Source organism: Pseudomonas sp. SC11, assembly GCF_047039205.1.
In the GTDB taxonomy this organism is placed as follows: domain Bacteria; phylum Pseudomonadota; class Gammaproteobacteria; order Pseudomonadales; family Pseudomonadaceae; genus Aquipseudomonas; species Aquipseudomonas boreofloridensis.
Genome location: NZ_CP178183.1, coordinates 4,032,228 through 4,053,576, shown reverse-complemented (window position 1 = coordinate 4,053,576; position 21,349 = coordinate 4,032,228). Strand labels below are relative to the sequence as shown.

At 67.4% G+C, this 21,349-nt stretch carries 17 protein-coding genes; 5 read left to right on the top strand and 12 right to left on the bottom strand.

Going from position 1 to position 21,349, the window contains the following annotated elements; all coding sequences use genetic code 11:
- Positions 1-128: 128 nt before the first annotated feature.
- Together hrpA and ACK2SD_RS18035 are read left to right on the top strand one after the other, a co-directional pair.
- The gene (gene hrpA, locus ACK2SD_RS18040; protein ID WP_412460495.1) at positions 129-4,034 is read left to right on the top strand and encodes an ATP-dependent RNA helicase HrpA; all 3,906 of its coding nucleotides are present in this window, start codon (positions 129-131) and stop codon (positions 4,032-4,034) included.
- 165 nt (positions 4,035-4,199) lie between these two features.
- Positions 4,200-5,321, top strand: coding sequence for a beta-ketoacyl-ACP synthase III (locus ACK2SD_RS18035; protein ID WP_039576146.1), 1,122 nt, complete (start codon positions 4,200-4,202; stop codon positions 5,319-5,321).
- A 106-nt stretch (positions 5,322-5,427) separates the two neighbouring features.
- Here the strand turns inward: ACK2SD_RS18035 and ACK2SD_RS18030 are convergent, their stop codons facing one another.
- Positions 5,428-6,672, bottom strand: coding sequence for a putative porin (locus ACK2SD_RS18030; RefSeq protein WP_039576153.1), 1,245 nt, complete (start codon positions 6,670-6,672; stop codon positions 5,428-5,430).
- A gap of 264 nt (positions 6,673-6,936) precedes the next feature.
- Between ACK2SD_RS18030 and ACK2SD_RS18025 the strand changes: the two genes are divergently transcribed.
- Positions 6,937-8,064 (top strand): GNAT family N-acetyltransferase, encoded by a 1,128-nt coding sequence (locus tag ACK2SD_RS18025; RefSeq protein WP_412460494.1) that lies wholly within the window; start codon positions 6,937-6,939, stop codon positions 8,062-8,064.
- A gap of 234 nt (positions 8,065-8,298) precedes the next feature.
- Here the strand turns inward: ACK2SD_RS18025 and ACK2SD_RS18020 are convergent, their stop codons facing one another.
- Genes ACK2SD_RS18020 through ACK2SD_RS18005 form a run of 4 tightly spaced genes read right to left on the bottom strand, consistent with a single transcriptional unit; the run spans position 8,299 to position 12,487 of the window.
- Positions 8,299-10,131: an ABC transporter ATP-binding protein gene (locus ACK2SD_RS18020; RefSeq protein WP_295484877.1), complete on the bottom strand. Its 1,833-nt coding sequence runs from the start codon at positions 10,129-10,131 to the stop codon at positions 8,299-8,301.
- 55 nt (positions 10,132-10,186) lie between these two features.
- Positions 10,187-10,744, bottom strand: a complete 558-nt coding sequence (locus tag ACK2SD_RS18015) for a peptidylprolyl isomerase (protein WP_412460493.1) — start codon at positions 10,742-10,744, stop codon at positions 10,187-10,189.
- On the bottom strand, positions 10,738-11,550 hold the full coding sequence (locus ACK2SD_RS18010) for an alpha/beta fold hydrolase (RefSeq protein WP_412460492.1): 813 nt from the start codon (positions 11,548-11,550) through the stop codon (positions 10,738-10,740). Before ACK2SD_RS18010 ends, ACK2SD_RS18015 begins: the two co-directional genes overlap by 7 nt.
- 13 nt (positions 11,551-11,563) lie before the next feature.
- On the bottom strand, positions 11,564-12,487 hold the full coding sequence (locus ACK2SD_RS18005) for a LysR family transcriptional regulator (protein WP_295484874.1): 924 nt from the start codon (positions 12,485-12,487) through the stop codon (positions 11,564-11,566).
- 48 nt (positions 12,488-12,535) lie between these two features.
- Here ACK2SD_RS18005 and ACK2SD_RS18000 point away from each other — a divergent pair, with 48 nt between their 5' ends.
- Positions 12,536-12,850, top strand: a complete 315-nt coding sequence (locus ACK2SD_RS18000; protein ID WP_029613683.1) for a hypothetical protein — start codon at positions 12,536-12,538, stop codon at positions 12,848-12,850.
- Positions 12,851-12,958: 108 nt separating this feature from the next.
- On the top strand, positions 12,959-13,558 hold the full coding sequence (locus tag ACK2SD_RS17995) for an FMN-dependent NADH-azoreductase (RefSeq protein ID WP_039576164.1): 600 nt from the start codon (positions 12,959-12,961) through the stop codon (positions 13,556-13,558).
- Between the two features lie 117 nt (positions 13,559-13,675).
- Here the strand turns inward: ACK2SD_RS17995 and ACK2SD_RS17990 are convergent, their stop codons facing one another.
- From ACK2SD_RS17990 to ACK2SD_RS17960, 7 genes are all read right to left on the bottom strand, one after another.
- Positions 13,676-14,734, bottom strand: coding sequence for a glucuronyl hydrolase (locus tag ACK2SD_RS17990; RefSeq protein ID WP_412460491.1), 1,059 nt, complete (start codon positions 14,732-14,734; stop codon positions 13,676-13,678).
- Positions 14,718-15,896 carry a CynX/NimT family MFS transporter gene (locus ACK2SD_RS17985; RefSeq protein ID WP_412460490.1) on the bottom strand — a complete coding sequence of 393 codons (1,179 nt, stop codon included), beginning with the start codon at positions 15,894-15,896 and terminating at the stop codon, positions 14,718-14,720. The genes ACK2SD_RS17990 and ACK2SD_RS17985 overlap by 17 nt, the downstream gene beginning before the upstream one ends.
- The gene (locus ACK2SD_RS17980) at positions 15,893-17,101 is read right to left on the bottom strand and encodes an acyl-CoA dehydrogenase family protein (protein WP_412460489.1); all 1,209 of its coding nucleotides are present in this window, start codon (positions 17,099-17,101) and stop codon (positions 15,893-15,895) included. The genes ACK2SD_RS17985 and ACK2SD_RS17980 overlap by 4 nt, the downstream gene beginning before the upstream one ends.
- Before the next feature lie 3 nt (positions 17,102-17,104).
- A complete protein-coding gene (locus ACK2SD_RS17975; protein ID WP_412460488.1) occupies positions 17,105-18,754 on the bottom strand; it encodes a class I adenylate-forming enzyme family protein in 1,650 nt (549 codons plus the stop codon).
- On the bottom strand, positions 18,751-20,550 hold the full coding sequence (locus ACK2SD_RS17970) for a CoA transferase (protein WP_412460487.1): 1,800 nt from the start codon (positions 20,548-20,550) through the stop codon (positions 18,751-18,753). The genes ACK2SD_RS17975 and ACK2SD_RS17970 overlap by 4 nt, the downstream gene beginning before the upstream one ends.
- Positions 20,551-20,620: 70 nt before the next feature.
- A complete protein-coding gene (locus tag ACK2SD_RS17965) occupies positions 20,621-20,893 on the bottom strand; it encodes a MoaD/ThiS family protein (RefSeq protein WP_116887774.1) in 273 nt (90 codons plus the stop codon).
- Between the two features lie 43 nt (positions 20,894-20,936).
- A complete protein-coding gene (locus ACK2SD_RS17960) occupies positions 20,937-21,347 on the bottom strand; it encodes a Mov34/MPN/PAD-1 family protein (protein ID WP_412460486.1) in 411 nt (136 codons plus the stop codon).
- Positions 21,348-21,349: the final 2 nt, after the last annotated feature.

Sequence of the window (21,349 nt, the reverse complement as noted above, 5' to 3'; positions counted from 1 at the left end):
CGCTGCGCTGCAACAGCCCCCGGCTCAGCCACCCCATCCAGCAAAGCCCCGGCAAATCTGCGACAATCGCCCACCTTCCGAATGCCGATCATGAGAAAGCAGGGCCACCTGCATCACCCAGAAGCCCCATGACTGACCACGCCATCGATACACTGCTGCACACCCTCGACCACGCCATGCTCGCCGACCGCCACCGCCTGCGGCGGCAATTGCACGAGCTGCGCAAGCGCCCCGACGAGGCCAAGCTGGCGCAGTGGGCGCAGAAGGTCCAGGCCTCCTGCGCCCAGGTCACCGCGCGCCAGCAGAGCGTGCCGAGCATCCGCTACGACGACAACCTGCCCATCGCCGCCAAGCGCGACGAGATCAAGAAAGCCCTGGCCGAACACCAGGTGCTGGTGATCGCCGGCGAGACCGGCTCGGGCAAGACCACCCAGTTGCCGAAGATCTGCCTGGAGCTGGGCCGTGGCAGCCATGGCCTGATCGCCCACACCCAGCCACGGCGAATTGCCGCGCGCAGCGTCGCCACGCGGGTGGCGGAGGAACTGGGCACGCCCTTGGGGGCGCTGGTCGGCTACCAGGTGCGCTTCGAAGACCAGAGCGATGCCAACACCCTGGTCAAGCTGATGACCGACGGTATCCTGCTGGCCGAAACCCAGCACGACCGCTTCCTCGAACGCTACGACACGATCATCGTCGACGAAGCCCACGAGCGCAGCCTGAACATCGACTTCCTGCTCGGCTACCTCAAGACACTGCTGCCCCGCCGTCCCGACCTCAAGCTGATCATCACCTCGGCGACCATCGACCTGGAGCGCTTCTCCCAGCACTTCGACGGCGCGCCGATCATCGAGGTGTCCGGGCGCACCTATCCGGTGGACACCTGGTATCGCCCACTGACCAGCGAGCAGGACGAGGAAGGCAACGTGGTCGAGGACGACCTCAGCGTCGATCAGGCGATCCTCGCCACGCTGGACGAAATTGCCGCGCACGAGCGCAGCCAGGGCAAGGGCCCGGGCGATGTGCTGGTGTTCCTGCCCGGCGAGCGCGAGATTCGAGATGCCGCCGAGATCCTGCGCAAGGCGCAGTTGCGCCATACCGAGATCCTGCCGCTGTACGCGCGGCTCACCCCGGCCGAACAGCAGAAGATCTTCCAGTCCCACAGCGGCCGACGCGTGGTGCTGGCCACCAACGTCGCCGAAACCTCGCTGACGGTGCCCGGCATCCGCTACGTGATCGACAGCGGCACCGCTCGTATCAGCCGCTACAGCTACCGCGCCAAAGTCCAGCGCTTGCCCATCGAGGCCGTGTCGCAAGCCAGCGCCAACCAGCGTAAAGGTCGCTGCGGACGGGTCGAGCCGGGGATCTGCATCCGCCTGTACAGCGAAGAGGATTTCAACGGCCGCCCGGCGTTCACCGATCCCGAGATCCTGCGCACCAACCTGGCGGCGGTGATCCTGCAGATGCTGCACCTGCGCCTGGGCGCCATCGACGCCTTCCCGTTCATCGAACCGCCGGATGGCAAGGCCATCAGCGATGGTTTCAACCTGTTGCAGGAGCTGTCGGCGGTCAACCGCGAGAACCAGTTGACCCCGCTGGGTCGCCAGCTGGCGCGCCTGCCGATCGACCCACGCCTGGGCCGCATGCTGCTCGAAGGCGCCCGCCAGGGCAGCTTGCAGGAAGTGCTGATCGTCGCCAGCGCGCTGTCGGTGCAAGACCCGCGCGAACGTCCGCCGGAGCGCCAGCAGGCCGCCGACCAGGCCCATGCCCAGTGGAAGGACGTCGATTCGGACTTCGCCGCGCTGGTCAACCTGTGGCGCGGCTTCGAGGAGCAGCGCCAGGCCCTCACCGCCAATCCGCTGCGCAACTGGTGCCGCAAGCAGTTCCTCAACTACCTGCGCCTGCGCGAGTGGCGCGATGCCCACCGGCAGTTGTCGCTGATCTGCCGCGACTTGCAGCTGACGGTGAACAAGGAGCCGTGCGACTACCCGCGCCTGCACAAGGCGATCCTCAGCGGCCTGCTCAGCCAGATCGGCCACAAGGCCGAAGAGGGCGACTACCAGGGCGCGCGCCAGCGCCGCTTCTGGGTCCATCCGTCCTCCGGCATCGGCCGCAAGCGCCCGCAATGGCTGATGGCGGCGGAATTGGTCGAGACCACCAAGCTGTACGCGCGCATGGTGGCCAAGATCGAGCCGGACTGGATCGAACCGCTGGCCGGGCACCTGATCAAGAAGAACCACTTCGAGCCGCATTGGGAGAAGAAGCGTGGCCAGGTGGTGGCCTACGAGCAGATCACCCTGTACGGGCTGATCATCGTCGGCCGTCGCCCGGTGCATTTCGGGCCGATCGATCCGGCGACCTCACGCGAGCTGTTCATCCGCGAAGGCTTGGTGGGCGGCGAAATCCAGTCCAGGGCCAAGTGCCTGGCGGCCAACAAGCGCCTGCTCGAACAACTCGACGAACTGGAAGCCAAGGCGCGCCGACGCGACATCCTGGCCGACGAAGAAACCCTCTACGCCTTCTACGAGGCGCGCCTGCCACAGGAGATCCACCAGAGCGCGACCTTCGACAGTTGGTACCGGATGAACAGCCAGAAGGACGCCGACCTGCTGATCATGCGCGAGGAAGACGTGCTGGCCCGCGAAGCCAGCGAAGTCACCGCCGCGCAGTACCCGGATCACCTGCAGGTGGGCGATCTGCGCCTGCCGCTGAGTTACCACTTCGAACCCAATCACCCGCGCGACGGGGTCACCGTGCGGGTGCCGGCGCCGTTGCTGCCGACCTTGCCGGGCGAGCGCCTGGAGTGGCTGGTGCCGGGGCTGCTGGAGGCCAAGTGCGTGGCGTTGGTGCGTAATCTGCCCAAGGCGTTGCGCAAGAACTTCGTGCCGGTGCCGGACTTCGTCAAGGCCGCGCTGGCGCGACTGGGCTTCGGCCAGGGTGCGCTGCCCCAGGCGCTGGGTCACGAGCTGTTGCGCATGACCGGTGCCCGCGTGTCCGACGAAGCCTGGGCAGAAGCGGCCGGGCAGGTCGAAGGGCACCTGCGCATGAATGTCGAAGTGGTCGATGGCCAGGGCAAGTTTCTCGGCGAGGGCCGCGACCTGGCCGAACTCACCGCCCGCTTCGCCGCCGCCAGCCAAGCGGCGCTGGCCTTGCCACGCACTGAAAAGACCGAGCAGCCGGTGCAGGCCAAGGCGTTCTCCGAAGTGGCGCAGACCGCCCAGCAGAAGATCGCCGGCCTGTCGCTGACCGTGTACCCGGCCTTGGTTGAAGACGCGGGGCGTGTGCGCGAGGGGCGCTTCTCGACCCAGGCCGAAGCACAATTCCAGCACCGCCGTGCCCTGCAGCGCCTGTTGCTGCAGCAACTGGCCGAGCCCGCCAAGTTCCTGCGCGGCAAGCTGCCGGGGCTGACCGAACTGGGGCTGCTATACCGCGAGCTGGGCCGCATCGACGCGCTGGTCGAAGATATCCTGCTGGCCAGCCTCGACAGCTGCGTGCTGGAAGGCGAAACCACGTTGCCGCGAGACGGCGCCGCGCTCGCTTCGCTGGCCGAGCGCAAGCGCGGTGACTGGACCGAGCATGCCGAGCGCCTGGCGCGCCAGACGCTGGAGGTGCTCAAGCTCTGGCACGGGCTGCAGAAGCGCTTCAAGGGCAAGATCGACCTGAGCCAGGCCGTGGCCTTGAACGACATCAAGCAGCAGTTGGCCAACCTGGTCTACCCAGGCTTCGTGCGCGAAACCCCGACGCAGTGGTTCAAGGAGCTGCCGCGCTACCTCAAGGCCGTCGAACTGCGGCTCGAGAAGCTAGGCGCGCAGGTGCAGAAGGACCGGGTGTGGAGCGGCGAGTTGGGCACCCTGTGGACCCAGTACAAAGCCCGTGCCGACAAGCACGCCCAGGAGGGCAAGCGCGATCCGGAACTCACGCTCTACCGCTGGCTGCTGGAGGAGTACCGGGTGTCGCTGTTCGCCCAGCAACTGGGGACCAAGGTGGCGATTTCAGACAAACGTCTGAGCAAGCAATGGGCGCTGGTGGAGGGTTAAACTGCGCCGATTTGTGGCACACTTGGCGCAATTTTGGTCCGGCGATGCGGGCCTCGTCGCGGTTGAGCCCGCGCCTGCGGGCGGCGGGTTCGGTCGCGATCCTGCTGCAAGCTGTCCATCCGACTACAAATTGGCACTGACGTGCCACAGACCAGAGGAACGACCGTGCACAACGTCGTGATCAGCGGCACCGGCCTGTTTACCCCGGCCCAGAGCATTTCCAACGAAGAACTGGTGGAGTCTTTCAACACCTGGTCGCAACAGTTCAACTATGACAACGCCGAAGCCATCGAGCGTGGCGAACTGGAGGCCGCGCCGCTGTCCGACGCGGCGTTCATCGAGAAAGCCTCGGGCATCAAGAGCCGCTTCGTCATGGACAAGGCCGGCATCCTCGACCCGCAGCGCATGAAGCCACGCCTGCCGGAGCGCGCCAACGACGAGCCGTCGATTCTCTGCGAAATGGCCGTGGCCGCCGCCCGCCAGGCGCTGGAACGTGCCGGGCGCAGCGCCGCCGATGTCGACGGGGTGATCGTCGCCTGCTCCAACCTGCAGCGCGCCTACCCGGCCATCGCCATCGAAGTGCAGCAGGCGCTGGGCATCCAGGGCTTCGGCTTCGACATGAACGTGGCCTGTTCCTCGGCCACCTTCGGCATCCAGAACGCCGCCAACGCCATTCAACTCGGCCAGGCCCGGGCGATCCTGGTGGTCAATCCGGAGATCTGCACCGGGCATTTGAATTTCCGCGATCGCGACAGCCACTTCATCTTCGGCGACGCGGCCACGGCGGTGCTGCTCGAGCGGGCCGACCAGGCCACCTCGGCGCACCAGTTCGACGTCGTCAGCACCAAGCTGCTGACCACCTTCTCCAACAACATCCGCAACAACTTCGGTTTCCTCAACCGCGCGGCTGAAGAGGGCGAGGGCAGCACGGACAAACTGTTCGTGCAGGAAGGCCGCAAGGTGTTCAAGGAAGTCTGCCCGATGGTCGCCGAGCTGATCGGCAAGCACCTGGCCGACAATCAACTGCAGCCTGCCGACGTCAAGCGCTTCTGGCTGCACCAGGCCAACCTCAGCATGAACCACCTGATCGTCAAGAAGCTGCTGGGGCGCGAAGTGAGCGAGCAGGAAGCGCCGGTGATCCTCGACCGCTATGCCAACACCAGTTCGGCCGGTTCGGTGATCGCCTTCCACCTGTATCAGGATGACCTGGCGCCGGGTTCGGTGGCGGTGCTGAGCTCGTTCGGCGCGGGCTATTCGATCGGCAGCGTGATTCTGCGCAAGCGTTGATCGCGGCGGCGTTGATCGCCGCCCGCCTGTGCAGCAGACGAAAAAAAGCGGAAAGCGCCGGATGGGGTTCGGCACTTCCCGCTGAGCTACGCAGGGGAGCGTTCGGTTAGAACTTGGCTTCCAGGTCGACCTGCAGGGTATCGACGTCTGCATCGGTGTTCGGCAGTTGCGAACGGTCGGTCTTGGCCATCAGATAGGCTGCGCCGACGGCGAAGTTCTTGTCGATCTCGTAGCCGACCTTGAACTTGTGACCGCGAGCACCGGTGAAGCCGTTACCGAAGTCCGAATCGGTGAAGGCGCTGACCACAGCGTTGCGCTGCACGTCGCGGTAGTTGTAGTCCATGCTCCAGGCACCGACCTTGGTCTTCAGACCGGCCAACCAACCTTTGTCTTCGCCGTCTGTGCTTTCGGTGTTCTTGACGAACTGACCGTAGGCGGCCAACGGGATGGCGAAGCCGGTGAAGTCGATCTGACCGAAACCTTCGACCAGGTTGAACTCGTTGGTGGTGTTGCCGAACTGGCGCAGGGCCGCCGATTCCTTGTCGTTGTCATAGCCGTAGACGCTGCCGCCGACGGTGAGCTTGAGGGTATCGGCTGGCGCGAAGCGAGCACCCAACTGACCGTGGTACAGCTGAGCGTCGTGCTTGAACTGCACGCCGTCGCCGTCGACGTTGTCCTTGAGCATGTAGTGACCGGCGCTGCCGAACAGTTCGGTGCCGCCCAGGTTGGTCTTGTAGGTGACGGCCACGCCTTCGGGGTTCAGGTCGCTGTCCCAGATGATGTCGCCCATGCTCACCCACGGCTGCTGCATCTTGCCGCCGATCAGGTGCAGGTTGGGGATGGCGGTGGGGTGCCAGTCGAGGTAGGCCAGGTCGACCCACAGGGATTTCTTCTCGAAGTAGTTGTCCAGGCTCTGGTTGGTGGAGCGGCCGTCGGCGCTGCTGCCGGTGGCGATACGCACGCCAGCGTCGACCTGCGGGTTGATCTCGCTGTAGAAGCCAACACGGGCGCGAACGCGTTCGCGGTCCTGGTTGCCACTGCCGCTGCGTGGGTTGTCGACGTTGACGTCTTCGTAGCGCAGGCGCACATCGCCCTTGATCTGGGTCTTGGCAGCCCAGGCGACTTTCTGTTCAAAGGAGCTCAGGCGATCGGCCTGGGCTTTCTGGTCGACCTTTTCCTTGGTTTCTTTTGCCAGGTCGGCCTGCAGTTCGCTGTACTGCGCCTGGTTGATCGAGCCATTGGCGCGGAGCATTTCGAGCAGCTTGGCGTCGACTGCAGCACTGGCCGGGGCGCTCAGTGCCAGCATCATGCCGGTGAGGCTAACTCCGGTAAGTGTAGAAACAAGACGCATAAGGTTCTCCCTGTTGAAAAGGTGTGGGGAGGCCCGTGTACGCCTCGCCCCGAGTTGGCATGTCGACGGAAAGTGCCTGGCTAGACAGGTTCTTGGCTTCCCGAAAACAGGCGCAAGTATTGCGGGGGCGGATGACAGAATAATGTCTTTTTGATGGCGCTGCGGTTAAGTCAGCTAACCTTTGGCTATAAGCGAAATCGTCACAATTTGAGCGAGTCGACGCCTTTGGCGATACTGGCCGCTTGTGTCCAGGGAGTCGACGTCGTGACCAGCCTCTACAGTCTTGCCCACCTGCGCGACCTTGCGGCGCCGCAGTGGGACGCGCTGGTGCCTGCCGGCCAGCCCTTTCTGCGCCATGCGTTTCTCAGCGCCCTCGAAGACAGCGGCAGCGTCAGCCCGCAGACCGGCTGGGCCGCCGAGCATCTGGTGCTGGAGCGCGACGGCCAGGTGCGCGCCGTGCTGCCGGCGTACCGCAAATGGCATTCGTTCGGCGAGTACGTGTTCGACCACGGCTGGGCAGAGGCCTGCGAGCGCGCCGGCATCGCCTATTACCCCAAGCTGCTCGGCGCGGTGCCGTTCAGCCCGGTGAGTGGGCCGCGCTTGCTCAGTGCCGAGTCGGCCGATGCTTCGCTGCTGTTGCAGGCCTTGCCCGAGTACCTGGTCAAGGGCGAACTGTCCGGGGCGCATATCAATTTCACCGACAGCGCCCTGGACCAGCAGATGATGGGGCAGCCTGGGTGGATGGAGCGCCTGGGTTGCCAGTTCCATTGGCGCAACCGGGGCTACCGCGATTTCCAGGACTTCCTCGACACCCTGGCCTCGCGCAAGCGCAAGCAGATGCGCAAGGAGCGCGAGCAGGTGGCCGGGCAGGGCATCGACTTCCACTGGCTGCGTGGCGATGAACTGGACCCGGTGCGCTGGGACTTCGTCTATCGCTGCTACGCCAACACCTACGCGGTGCGCCGCCGCGCACCCTACCTGACCCGTGAATTTTTCAGCCTGCTGGCCGAACGCATGCCCGAGGCGCTGCGGGTGGTGATCGCCCGGCAGAACGGGCGCGACGTAGCCATGGCCTTGAGCCTGGTGGGCGGCGACAGCCTGTATGGTCGCTACTGGGGCTGCCTGGATGAGTTCGACCGGCTGCACTTCGAAACCTGTTTCTACCAAGGCATGGACTACGCCATCGCCCACGGTCTGCAACGTTTCGACGCCGGCGCCCAGGGCGAACACAAGCTGATCCGAGGCTTCGAGCCGGTACTGACACGCTCCTGGCATTACCTGCGTCACCCCGGCCTGCGCCGAGCGGTGGACGAATTTTTGCAGCAGGAGCGCGACGGGGTGAGGGCGTATGCCGAGCAGGCACGCGAGATGCTGCCGTATCGGCGAGGTTGAGTGGGGTTTGTGCCGGCCCTATCGCGGGACAAGCCCGCTCCCACAGGTACCGCGTTGCACTGACGGACAGCGCGGTACCTGTGGGAGCGGGCTTGTCCCGCGATAGGGCCGGTTAGAACCCCTCAATCCACCCCGACGAACCCGCCTGTCTCCCACAGGTACCGCGTTGCACTGACGGACAGCGCGGTACCTGTGGGAGCGGGCTTGTCCCGCGATAGGGTCGGTTAGAACCCCTCAATCCACCCCGACGAACCCGCCTGTCTGGTGATGCCACAGCCGCGCATACAGACCCCGCTGCGCCAGCAACTCGGCATGGCTGCCGCTTTCGACGATGCGCCCCTGCTCCAGCACCACCAGCCTGTCCATGCGCGCGATGGTCGACAGGCGGTGGGCGATGGCGATGACCGTCTTGCCCTGCATCAGCGTCTCCAGGCTTTCCTGGATCGCCGCCTCCACCTCCGAGTCCAGCGCCGAGGTGGCTTCGTCCATGATCAGGATCGGCGCGTTCTTCAGCAGCACCCGCGCAATGGCGATGCGCTGACGCTGGCCGCCGGACAGCTTGACCCCGCGCTCGCCCACATGGGCATCGAAGCCGGTACGGCCCTGAGCATCGGACAACTGCGGGATGAACGCGTCGGCACGGGCGCCGCGCACCGCCTCCCAGACCTCTTCCTCGCTCGCCTCCGGTCGCCCGTACAGCAGGTTCTCGCGGATCGAGCGGTGCAGCAGCGAGGTGTCCTGGGTGATCATGCCGATCTGCGCCCGCAGGCTGGCCTGGTTGACCTGGGCGATGTCCTGGCCGTCGATCAGAATGCGTCCGCCCTGCACGTCGTACAGGCGCAGCAGCAAGTTCACCAAGGTGGATTTGCCCGCCCCGGACGGCCCGATCAGACCGATCTTCTCGCCCGGACGAATGTCCAGGGTCAGCCCTTCGAGCACCTTGCTGCCCTTGCCGTAATGGAAGTCCACGTGGTCGAAGCGTACGGCGCCGCGCTCGACCTTCAGCGCTGGAGCGTTCGGCGCGTCGGTGACGGTCACCGGCTGGGCGATGGTCTGCAGACCGTCCTGAACCATGCCGATGTTCTCGAAGATGCCGTTGACCACCCACATGATCCAGCCGGACATGTTGACGATGCGGATCACCAGGCCGGTGGCCAGGGCGATGGCGCCGACGCTGATCAGCGACTGGCTCCACAGCCACAGCGCCAGGCCGGTGGTGGCCACCACCAGCAGGCCGTTCAGCGTGGTGATCACCACATCCATGCTGGTGATCACCCGCGACGCCAGTTGGGTCTTCTCGGTCTGCTCGGAGATCGCCTCGCGGGCGTACTGCTGTTCGTGGTCGGTGTGGGCGAACAGCTTGAGGGTGGCGATGTTGGTGTAGCCATCGACGATGCGCCCCATCAGCTTGGAGCGCGCGTCGGAGGACACCACCGAGCGCTCTTTGACCCGCGGCACGTAGTACCACAGTGCGGCGATGTAGCCGAAGATCCACGCCAGCAGAGGAATCATCAGCCGCCAATCGGCCTCGGCGAACAGCACCAGCGAACTGACCGCGTAGATCAGCACGTGCCACAGCGCATCCACCGCCTGCACCGCTGAATCGCGCAGCGAGTTGCCGGTCTGCATGATGCGCTGGGCGATGCGCCCGGCGAAGTCGCTCTGGAAGAAGTTCAGGCTCTGCTTGAGCACGTAGCTGTGGTTCTGCCAGCGGATCAGGCTGGTCATCCCCGGGTTGATGGTCTGGTGCACCAGCAGGTCGTGCAGGCCGAAGAACACCGGCCGCAGCACCAGCACCACCACCAGCATCCAGATCAGCTCGCCGCTGTGGTCACTGAAGAAGTGGACGTTGGGCGTGCCCTGGGCCAGGTCGATGATGCGGCTCAGGTAGCTGAACAGCGCCACCTCGATCAGCGAGGCGATGAGGCCGACCACCAGCAGGGCGAGGAAGCTCGGCCATACCTGACGCAGGTAGTACAGGTAGAACGGCCAGACCGTGCTTGGCGGCGCCTCGCTGGGCGCCTCACGGAAGATGTCGATCAGTTGCTCGAAACGGCGGTACAGCATGGGTACTCCTGTCGGTCTCGCGCACAGAGGGCGTCACTTCCCGTGAGACCTGCGATCAATCGATACGTTTGGCCGACTTGATGAAGACCGGATTGGCAGGCACGTCGCGCATGCCTTTCTTCACGGTGGTCGGCGAGTTGACGATCTGGTCGACCACTTGCATGCCCTGGGTGACCTTGCCGAATACGGCATAGCCCGCATCGCGGCCTGGGTTGAGGAAGTCATTGTCGGCGACGTTGATGAAGAATTGGCTGGTGGCCGAGTTCGGATTCGAGGTGCGCGCCATCGACAGGGTGCCGCGGGTGTTCTGCAGGCCGTTGCTGGCTTCGTTCTTGATCGGATCCTGGGTGTCTTTCTGCACCATCTGTTCGGTGAAGCCGCCGCCTTGGACCATGAAGCCCGGAATCACGCGGTGGAAGATCGTGTTGTTGTAGAAACCGCTGTCCACGTAGCTCAGGAAGTTCTTGGTACTGACGGGCGCTTTTTCCGCGTTCAATTCTATGGTGACCTGGCCGAGGCTGGTGTCCAGGAGCACGTGAGGGGTTTTGTCGGACGCCATGACGCTGGTGGCGAAGGCGACCGAGCAGGCAGTGAGCAGGAGTTTCTTCAGCATGGGCGCGATGTTCCTTGAGGGGGAAAATGGGCTGCGAGAAAGCGCAGCAGGGTCTGGTTGAAGACCTCGGGTTGATCCAGCGGCGTAGCGTGCCGCGAATCCTCGATGACCGCCAGCGTCGCATGGGGCATCAGGGCGACGTAGCGTTGCTTGTGTTGCACCGGGGTGTAGTCGTGGTCGGCGGCGATCACCAGGGTCGGACACTCGATGGCGCCGATGCGTTCCTGCACGCCCCAGCCGACGATGGCGTCGAAACTCTTGAGGTAGGCGCGCTTGTCGTTGCGCGCCCAGCGCTGGGCCATGCTGCGGCGCAGCGCGGCCTGTTCAGGCTTGGGAAACAGGCGCGCGGCCAGGCCCTGGCCGACCGTCTCGACACTGAGCAGGCGCGCCAGGCTCCAGCGCTTGGCCCACCACAGCCAGTGTTCCAGGCTGCGCCGCTTGACCTCGGGCGCGCTGTTGACGATGCACAGGCTGCGCAGCCATTGCCGATGATCGACGGCGAACTGGAAGCCGACCATGCCGCCCATCGACAGGCCGACGACATGCACCGGTCCACAGCCCAGGTGCTGGAGCAGGGCCAGCAGGTCGTCGCTGAAGGTGGCGATGCGGTAGCCGCTGCGGGGTTTGGCCGACTGCCCGTGGCCGCGCAGGTCCATCAGGATCACCTGGTAGTGCCGGCTCAGCACCGGCACCTGCCGCTCCCAATCCTGGCTGCTCGAACCGAGCCCGTGCAGCAGCACCAGCGGTTCGCCCTGGCCGTGCACCTCGTAGTGCAGACGGCATCCAGCGTGTTCGAAACGGGCCATGGCCGAGGTCCTCTCAGGCTTGTGCGGGGGCGGCGAAGGGCACGTCCAGCGGCGCGGTGTCGAAGTTGCGCAGCAACTCGATGAGGATCTGCGTAGCCGGGCCCAGGGCCTTTTCCTTGCTCGCGTAAAGGTAGAACAGCGGATGACGACTGCCACCCTGATCCAGCGGCAGCGGCTTGAGCAGACCGTCCTCGAGTTCGCGCTCGATCATGTGCCGCGGCAGCCAGGCAAAGCCCAGACCGCTGCCGACGAAGGTCGCCGCCGTGCCCAGGCTGCCCACCGTCCAGCGCTGCTCGGCGCCCAGCCAGCCGACGTCGCGCGGCTGGCTGCGCCCGGAATCGCGGATCACCACCTGCAACTGGCTTTCCAAGTCCTGGAAGGTGAGTTGGCGATTGAGCCGGTGCAGGCTGTGCTCGGGGTGGGCGACGGCGATGAACTCCACCGTGCTCAACTCGGCGCCCAGGTAGCCAGGAATGTTGAAGCTGCTGATGGCCAGGTCGGCGATGCCGTCGTGCAGCACCTCCTCGACGCCCGACAGCACTTCTTCGCGCAGCCGTACACGGCAGCCGCGGCTCTGCGGCATGAAGGCGCTCAGGGCACGCACCAGGCGGGCGCTGGGGTAGGCGGCATCGACCACCAGGCGCACTTCGGCCTCCCAGCCCTGCTCCATGTGGTGGGCCAGGTCCTCGAGTTGGCTGGCCTGCTTGACCAGTTGCCGCGAGCGGCGCAACAGCACGTCGCCGGCCTCGGTGAGCACTGCCTTGCGCCCGTCGATGCGCAGCAGCGGCACGCCAAGTTGCTCCTGCATGCGCGCCACGGTGTAGCTCACCGACGACTGCGAGCGGTGCAGGGCCTCGGCGGCCTGGGCGAAGCCGCCGTGGTCGACCACCGCCTGCAGGGTTCGCCACTGATCCAGGGTCACGCGCGGCGCTTTCATGTTCGGCTCCTGTTGTCCTAAGCTGCGCACTCTCAAGGAGCGCGCACGATGAAAAAATGCCTGGCGATACTGATGTCGTTGCTGCCGATCACGGCGCTGGCCTATCCGATCGAGGTGCAGAAGCAGGTGGACGGCGTGAAGCTGGACTACACCGCCTACGACACCGCCCCTGACATCGGCAGCATCGCCCTGAACAACTATGGCCAGGTGCCTGCCGCCTGCAAGGTGACCTTCAGGAACGGCCCCGAAGCGCCCCGTGTGCGCCGGATCAACGTGCCCGCCGGGCGAAGCGTGGACGTGACGGCGAAATTCAACCGGCAGATCATCAAGCTGCGCATCGACGTCAACTGCCAGGCGGAATGAACGGATTAGTCGATAGATTGCAGCGATTTTTTACGCTTTTTTATCGATAGGTCAAGCATTAGTCTCACCTCCATCGAATCGCAACCGTATTTGCCGATGGAGGCAGCCATGTCCCGCGTACTGATCATCGAAAGCAGCGCCCGCCAGCAGGATTCCGTGTCTCGCCAGTTGACCCGCGAATTCACCCAGCAGTGGCAGGCCGCGCACCCGGCTGACACCCTGGCCCTGCGCGACCTGGCGCTGAACCCGGTGCCGCACCTGGACGCCGACCTGCTCGGCGGCTGGATGAAACCCGAGGCGCAACGCAGCGCCGCCGAGGTGCAGGCGCTGCTGCGCTCCAACGAACTGACCGACGAGTTGCTGGCTGCCGACGTGCTGGTGCTGGCCGCGCCCATGTACAACTTCACCATCCCCAGCACGTTGAAGGCCTGGCTCGACCATGTGCTGCGCGCCGGCATCACCTTCAAGTACACCCCCACCGGGCCGCAAGGCTTGCTCAGCGGCAAGCGCGCCATCGTGCTGACCGCTCGCGGCGGCATTCATGCCGGCGCCAGCAGCGACCACCAGGAGCCCTACCTGCGCCAGGTGATGGCGTTCATCGGCATCCACGACGTGACCTTCATCCATGCCGAAGGCCTGAACATGAGCGGCGATTTCCACGAGCAGGGCCTGAACCAGGCCAAGGCGAAACTGGCGGCGGTTGCCTGAGACGCTGGGGCGAATCCATTCCCAACCCCTGACACCTGTTGCTCCTTTGGGTGTGTCAGCCCGGCCATGCACATGGCCGGGCTTTTTTTATAGCGCTTACTGAATCGCCGCGCGCACCTACCAACCGGCCACGCCGCCGTCGCCCGCCAGCACCTGGCCCTGGGCACGAAGCGCCTCGATCAGGAAGAACGTCGCGCAGGGCGTCTCCACCAAGTGGGTCTGCTGTGGGCCGATGCGGTAGCTGTGGCCCACGAAACGGCCGCGCTTGACCTCGGGCGACAGCAACCCGCCGATCTGCCGACAGGCCAGTTCGCACCAGGCATTGCGCCCTGGCAGGCATTGCCACAGGCGCAGCAGCGCCAGCGAGGCGATGGCGATGGCGCAGGGGTCCGCCTCGTTGGCGCGCAGGCGCCCGGCGGCGGCCTGGGCGCCCCAGCGCTGGGTCCAGTACTCGCACGCCCGCGCGGCGGCCTCGGCGTATTCGCCGCCGTACCGACCCACGGCCTCGGCCAGGCCCAGCATCGCCCAGGCCTGACCGCGCGCCCAGTGTCCGGGCGCGCTGCGCTGCCAGTGACCGTCGGCGTGGCGCACGGCCTGGGCGGCCCAGGCGCCTGAGGGCTCGGCCAGGCTGTGCAGGCAGCGTTGTAGATGGCGGCGCGCCAGCTCTGCGTGGCTCGCCACGGGGCTGCTATGCAGCAGCGCCAGGGTCGGGGCCAGGGCATCGACATCGAGGGTGGCCGCCCCTGGCTCGCCTGCGCCCAGGCCGGTGCCCAACCACCAACCGCCCAAGCCAGGATCGAAGTCGACGGCCAAGGCAGCGGCGGCGCGCTCGGCCAATTGCCGCGCTTGCGCGCCGTCTGGATGGCGGGCGGCCAGGCCGGCGCCGTACCAGAACACGAAGCTGCGGTTGAGGCTGGGTTCGGCCAGTTGCCCGTGCAGCCGTTCGCTCCAGGCCTGGGCTTCGGCCAGGTCAGTGGCCTGCCCGCTGAGCCCGGCGCGGCGCCACCACAGGGCAGCCCAGAAACCGCCCAGCCAGGAGCCACGCCGCGATAGCTTCCACGGCGTGTCCGGGGCCAGGCGATACAGCGGGAACTGCCCGTCGCACTGCTGCGATACCCGCCCCAGCGGCGCCAGCAAGGCCTCGATGATCGCCTGACGCTTACGCTGTTCCGGCATCGCTGCAGCCCTCCTGCGTGCGCCGCGCCCGGTACAGGCTGCGGCACAGTCCGGCGCCCACGCACAGCGCCGCCATCAGCAGTGTCCAGCCTGCCGTGAAACCACCGGGCTGGCGCAGCAGCGCGGCGAACAGCGGCGGTCCGAGCGCGATGCCGCCGAAAAAACCCAGCGACAGCAGCCCGGCGCTGCCGGCCACGCCCCCGAAGCGCGGCTCGCGCAGCAGCATGCTCATCGCCACCGCATTGCTTGCCACCAGGCTCAACCCCATGCCCAGCACGGCGCCCCACAGCGGCCAGAGCCGCCCCGGCGCCGCCTGCTGCAACAGCAGCACGGTGACCAGGGCGAACAGGAACAACCCGCCGAGCAGCGCGGTTTCATCGCGCAGCGCCGCGCCCAACGGGGTCAACAGCAGGCGCGAGAGGATGCCGGTGACGCCGAAGCCGCTGATCATCAGGCCAATGGTGGCCGGGGCGACGCCAAGACTGCTCGCATACACGCCAAAGAAGGTGATGAACGCCGACAGGCACAGCCCCGCGCAGCCCTGGATCGCCATCAGCCGCAGCAGCCAGCCGTTGGGCCGCTGCACGCGCAGCGCGGTCTTGGCCGGTGTGGCCGGTGCGGCGATCTGCCGGGCCACCCCCAGCGCCAGCAGCAGGGCCAGCGGCGCCCAGCAGGCCAGCGCCAGGCGCCAGCCCAGCGCTTCGCTGAGCGCCGGCAAGGCAATGCCTGCCAGCAGCGCCGACGCCTGCACCCCGGCCTGCTTGATACCGACCAGGCTGGCCCGTGGCGCATCGGCGGTCTGCGCGATGGCCTGATTGGTAGCCGGGTTGGCCAAGGCCTGCGCCGCGCCACAGAACAGCAGGGCCACCACCAGGCCGACGAAGCCCGGTAGCACCAGCACCAGACTGAACGACAACGCCACCAGCACGAACAGCGCGCGCAGCCCGTTGCGCGAGCCGATGCGCTGCACCAGCGCCCCGGCCCACGGCGACAGCAGCGCGGCCAGGCCGAAGGCGCTGGTGGTCAGCCAGCCCAGTTGCTGGCGGTCGATGCCCAGGTCGGCGATCAGTTGCGGGCCGAGCACGCCGAGGGCATAGAACACCATCATCGGCAGGCCCATGGCGCAGGTGAGCAGGGCCGCCAGCGGCACGTGCCGGTTCATGGCGCCCCCTTGCCGTGCAGGTGCACGGAGGGCGTTAAGGCATCGAAGGCCACACCGGGTTGCGTGGCCTCCAGCAGATCGCGGCCCAGGGTGCTGATCAGTGCATCGTCGGTGCCGTCGAGGATGTGCGTGGTGCGCGCGCCGCGATAGATGCCCGACAGCGGCGACAGCTCGCTCAGGCCCTCGGCGCCCATCACCTGGATCGCCGAGTCCACCGCCAGCGACAGCGCTTCGCTGGCCGCCAGCTTGGCCAGGTTCACCTCGATGGCGTTGGCCTGGCCGCGGTCGAACTTGGCCGCCGCATCCTGCAGCAGGCCGCGTGCGCTGGCGATTTCACGAAAGCTGCGGTACACCCGGGCGCGCACCAGTTGCTTGTCGGCCAGCCGTGCCTGGGCGCCGCGCGGCGAGTGTACCCGTGCGCACAGCGCGTCGAAGCAGCGCTGGGCCAGGCCCAGCCAGTGCGCCGCGCGCAGCAGGCGGCCCAACCCCAAGCGCTGCTGCATCAGCGCCAGGCCCTGGCCCGGTGCGCCAAGCACCTGGTCGGGCTGCACCCGCACCGCTTCCAGGTGCAGCTCGCCCTGACCCTGCTGGCGACCGAGCAGCGCCAGCGGCCGGACGAAGCGAAACCCTGGACTGTCACAGGGCACCACCAGCATCGACAGCGCCGACTGCAACGGACCGTCGTCGGTGCGGGCGATCACAGTGGCGAAGTCGGCGCGCTCGGCGCGGCAGATGAACCACTTGCGCGCCGTCAGTTGCCAGTGGTCGCCTTGCCAGCGCGCCTGGCTGTTCAGCGTGGCCGGGATCGAGCCGATGCTGTCTGGCTCGGACATCGCATAGCACGGCACTTGTTCGCCGCGCACCAGCGGCAGGTAGAAGCGCTCGCGCAGGCTCGGGTTGGCGTGGCGGGCGAGCATGTGGCAGTCCAGCGTGGCGTCGCAGCCCAGCAGCGCCGGGGCGAATTCGCTGCGTCCTTCCTCGGCGGCCACGGTCAGGTAGTCCACCAGGCTGGCGACCCGGCCGCCGTCGGCCACGGGATAGAAATTGCCGAACACGCCCTCGGCCTTGGCCTGAGCCTGCAACTGGGCCGTCAACCGCGCCGCCGCCGCATCGCAGCGGCCCAGCTCGGCCTCGCGCGGCAGCACCTGCTGCTCGACGAAGTGGCGCACCCGCTGCGCCAGGTGGGAGACATTCTCGCAGGCCATGGCTCAGCCCACCTGCCGCACGGGCTCGGCCAGGCCGGCAGCGTCGGCGGCCAGGGCGCGTTTGTCGACCTTGCCGGCCGGCGTCAGCGGCAGGTGGCGGTAGAAGCGCAGGTACTCCGGCAGCTTGTTCACCTCCAGGCCCTGTTCGCGCAGGAACCCGGTGATGTCCTGCAAGGCGAAGCGCTGCGCGCCTTCGCGCAGGGTCACGCACAGGCACACGCGCTGGCCCAGGTCCGGGTCGGGCACCGGCACGCAGGCCACGCTGACCACGTCCGGGTGCGCCATGGTCAGCCCTTCGATCTGCACCGGGCTGATGTTGGCGCCGCCGCGAATGATGATGTCTTTCTTGCGCCCGGCCAGTTTCAGGTAGCCCGCCGGATCGATGAAGCCCAAATCTCCGGTGCGTACCCAGCCCTCGGCGTCGCGGTAGCGCTCGTCCAGCTCCGGCGCGTTGACGTACTGCATGGGGCTCAGTGGCCCGCGCGCGGTGATCTCGCCGACGCTGCCAGGCGGCACCTCGCGGCCCAGGTCATCGACGATGCGGATCTCGCACACCGCCGGATTGGGTTTGCCAACGCTGCCCAGCACTACTTCCAGCGGGTCGTCCAGGGTGTTGTGGCAGTTCACCCCGTCGGCCGAGCCGTAGAGGCTGATGAAGCCGCAGCCGAAGGCCTCGGTGCAGCGCAGCACGGTGGCCTCGTCGATCACCGAACCGCCGCAGATCAGCCCGCGCAGGCTGGACCTGTCGATCTCGGCCAGGGCCGGGTCGGCGGCGATGCGCTGGAGCATGGTCGGCACGCCGAGGATGAAGCTCGGGCGCAGGCGTTCGATGGCCTTGATCGCCTCGCTCACCTCGAAGCGCGGCAGCACCACTAGCGAGCCGCCCAGCCAGCTGAGCACGCCGAAGGTGGCCGTGGAGCCGAACGAAGAGCCCAGCGGCACCAGGTACAGGCCCCGGAACTCGGCGCCGTCGTCGCTGATGCGTTGCAGGAAGCGACCGCGTCCGCCGATCAGCGCGTTGTGCGAGTAGGCCACCAGTTTCGGCTCCGACTCGGTGCCCGAGGACACCAGCAGGCGCACCGGCGAATCCGGGCACACCCGAGGCAGGCTGGTGCTGTCGATGGGCGTGTGCTCGAACAGCGCGTCGAGGGTCGACCAGCCCGCGCGTGGCGCGCCGTCGACGATCAGAAAGCGCAGCGACAACAGGGTCGGGCGCAGCGACTCGATCACCTCGCACAGGTCGATGTCGGCGTACTGCGCCGGCACGATCACCGCGCGCGCATCGCAGCGGCGCACCAGGGCCTGGATGTCCAGCTTGCCGCGCCCCGGCGGGAAGGGCGCGACGATGGCGCCCAGCGCGGCCACCGCCAGGTCGATGGCGCAGCAGCGCCAACTGTTGCTCAACTGATAGGCCACCACGTCGCCCGCGACGATTCCCGACTGGCGCAGACTGCCGGCCAGGCGCAGGGCCGCGCCGAGCAGTTCGGCGTAGCTGACGTGGCCCTCCGGCGACAGCACCGCGGGTTTGTCCGGCGTCTCGCCGGCGCGCTCGCGGAACAGGTCGAACACATCGCGGTTCGGGTAGCTGCCGTCTTCGCGCCAACGACGACGGGCGTTCTGGGGTACCAGGTCAATGATGCCGGCGGTGTTCATGTGAAACTCCACGGTGATTGAACGGATCGGTAGGTGCGCTGGCCGAAGCAGTCGGCCAGGCAAGAGTCGTTGGCCAGTGCGGCCAAATCTTGACGCACGCGGCTGGCGGGAATCCCGGCCTGTTGGCAGCGTCGTTGCCAGTGTTCGGCATCGGCGCTGGCCAGGCGTCGTGGCAGGTCCTGGGCCTCGCAGGGGGCGCCGAGCAACTGGTCGAGGGCGCGTCGCTGGGCGCGGGTCTGGCAGTCCACCGCCAGCAGGCCGTGGCCGGTTTCGAACACGCCTTGCAGCAGGCTCGGCGGGTTGGCGCTGTCGCTGGCCAGCAGCAGGTCGGCGGCGCCGAGCAGGGTGCTCTGCACCTGGCTGCCGCGTGCGTGCAGGCAGCGGTCGAGCAGGGCGGCGCAGACGCCTTGGGCGCTGATCACCCCGCCCAGCACATCGAGTGCGGTGAACAAGGTGCCGCCGCGCGTGCCACTGGCGCGGGCGATGCGTTCGGCCACGCCAGACCAGGCCTGTACGGTGAAGTCGGTGCCCGGCGCCTGCACGCCAGCGTCGCCCCAGCCGCCGGCATAGGCATGCACCAGCGACGGGTGCCGCGCGTGCAGGTCGGCGGCGTCCAGGCCCAGCTCGGCGGCCTTGCCCGGCGCCCAGTTGTGCAGGAACACGTCGGCCTCGGCGCACAGCGCGTCGATTTCGGCGCGGCCGGCGGCGGACTTGATGTCCACCTCGCGCACCGACTTCAAGTGATTGAGCGCATCGAAGCGCACCGAGCAGCCGTCGGCGCACGGCGGCATATTGCGTAGCGGATCCCCGCCAGGCGGCTCCAGGCGAATGACCTCGGCGCCGAGCAGCGCCAGCAGGTGGCCGGCCAGTGGACCCTGGATGCGCCGGCACGACTCCAGCACGCGAATGCCCTGCAACGGCAGCGCGCCGGGCACGGTGGTGGACCGTGCCAGCGCTTGCGGCCCGGGCGTCAGGCGCCAGGGGCTGGACAGGCTGGCACGGTAGTCGGCGTCGGCTTGGCGCTGCGCCGGGCTGCGCAGGGGCACCAGTGCCACACCGCTGGCCTGCGCCTGGGCCTGGATCCGCGCCAACGGCAGGGCGGCCAGTGCGTCCAGGCACTCGGCGGGCATCGCTGCCACGGCCCTGGCATAGCGCAGCAGAAAGTGCTGCCAGGCTTTGCCTGCAAGGCTGTCGCTGATACCGAGCGCGCGCCAGAAGTGCCGCCACGGTTGGCTGTCGAGGGTTTCCAGTTCGAAGGCCGCGCCCTCCAGCGACACGAACGGCGGCCGGGCGAAGGCATCGTCCTGGCCGGGCTGCAAGCGCTCGGCGTCCTCCGGCGCGGTGGCGCCCGCCAGGTACTGGCCGATGCTCAACAGCGCGCCGCGCGCAGGGTCCAGGGTGACGCTGTGGAAGCGGCCGCCGCGCAGTTGGCCGACGGCGGCGGCCAGCGTGGCCTGCCAGGCCAGCGCTGCGTTCAGGCTGGCCAGGTAGTTCACCCCCAGTGCCTGCGCTCGGCCACTGGCGCGACCATGCACCGACATCAGGCCGCAGGCGGCTTGCAGGGTGAATTCGCTGGTCAGTTCCAAGGGCAGTGCAGTCGGCATCGCCAAGTGCGTGTGCAGCGGTTGCAGGTCGGGGTGCAGCAGGTGCAGTGCCGGCCCTTCGGCCAAGCCGTCGAGCGAACGCAGGCCAAGGCACTCGCCGTGCTGCTGCAGGGCGCGGCTCAGGCCCTGCCAGGCAGGCAGGGAGGGGCCGCTGCGCCAGCGCAGGCTGGCGTCATCGAGGATACGGGGCATGGGCGGATCTCGCGGACAGGGGACGGGCGAGCAGGCTTCGCGGGCGTACCCGCGAAGGGCTGGAGGGGCTTCAGCCGCCAGCGACGGCCGGCAGCACGGTCAGCTGGTCGCCCGGACGGGTCGCCGTGGCCAGCCCGTCGGCGAAGCGGATGTCGTCATCGTTGACGTAGATGTTGACGAAGCGGTGCACCTGGTCATCGTTGACCAGCCGCGCCTTGATGCCGGGGAAGCGGCTGTCCAGGTGCTCGATGATGTGGCGCACCGTGTCGCCCTCGGCCTGAACCTGTTTCTGCCCTTCGGTGAGCGGGCGCAGCAGGGTGGGAACCATCACTGAAACCGACATGCGAATCTCCTTCTTTGCGTGTGGGGCCGCCGTGGCGGCCGGTTCATGGCTGGACGGACAGAGGTTCCTCGAACACCCGCCCGTCGATGATGCGAAAGCTGCGCGCCGCATGCCGGGCCTCGGCCCAGGTCGAGACGATCAGGTAATGCACCTGGCCGTCGCTGGCATGGGCGATGTCCTCGCGGCTGGGCCAGGCTTCGCTGGCGGTGTGCGAGTGGTAGATCACCCGGCAGTCCTCGTCGCGCTGGTCCAGCTCGCGCCAGACCTGCAGTTGCTCGCGCGGATCGAAGCTGAACCAGGTCGGGCTGGCCGCCTGGTTGCGCAGCGGCACCACGCGCTGGGCCAAGGCCTGGCCGCTGGCGGCGGCGATCAGGCCGCAGGCTTCGATCGGATGCGCGGCGCGGGCCAGGCGCTGAATCTCGGCCAGCGCCTGGGCGCTGATGCGCAGAACCATGT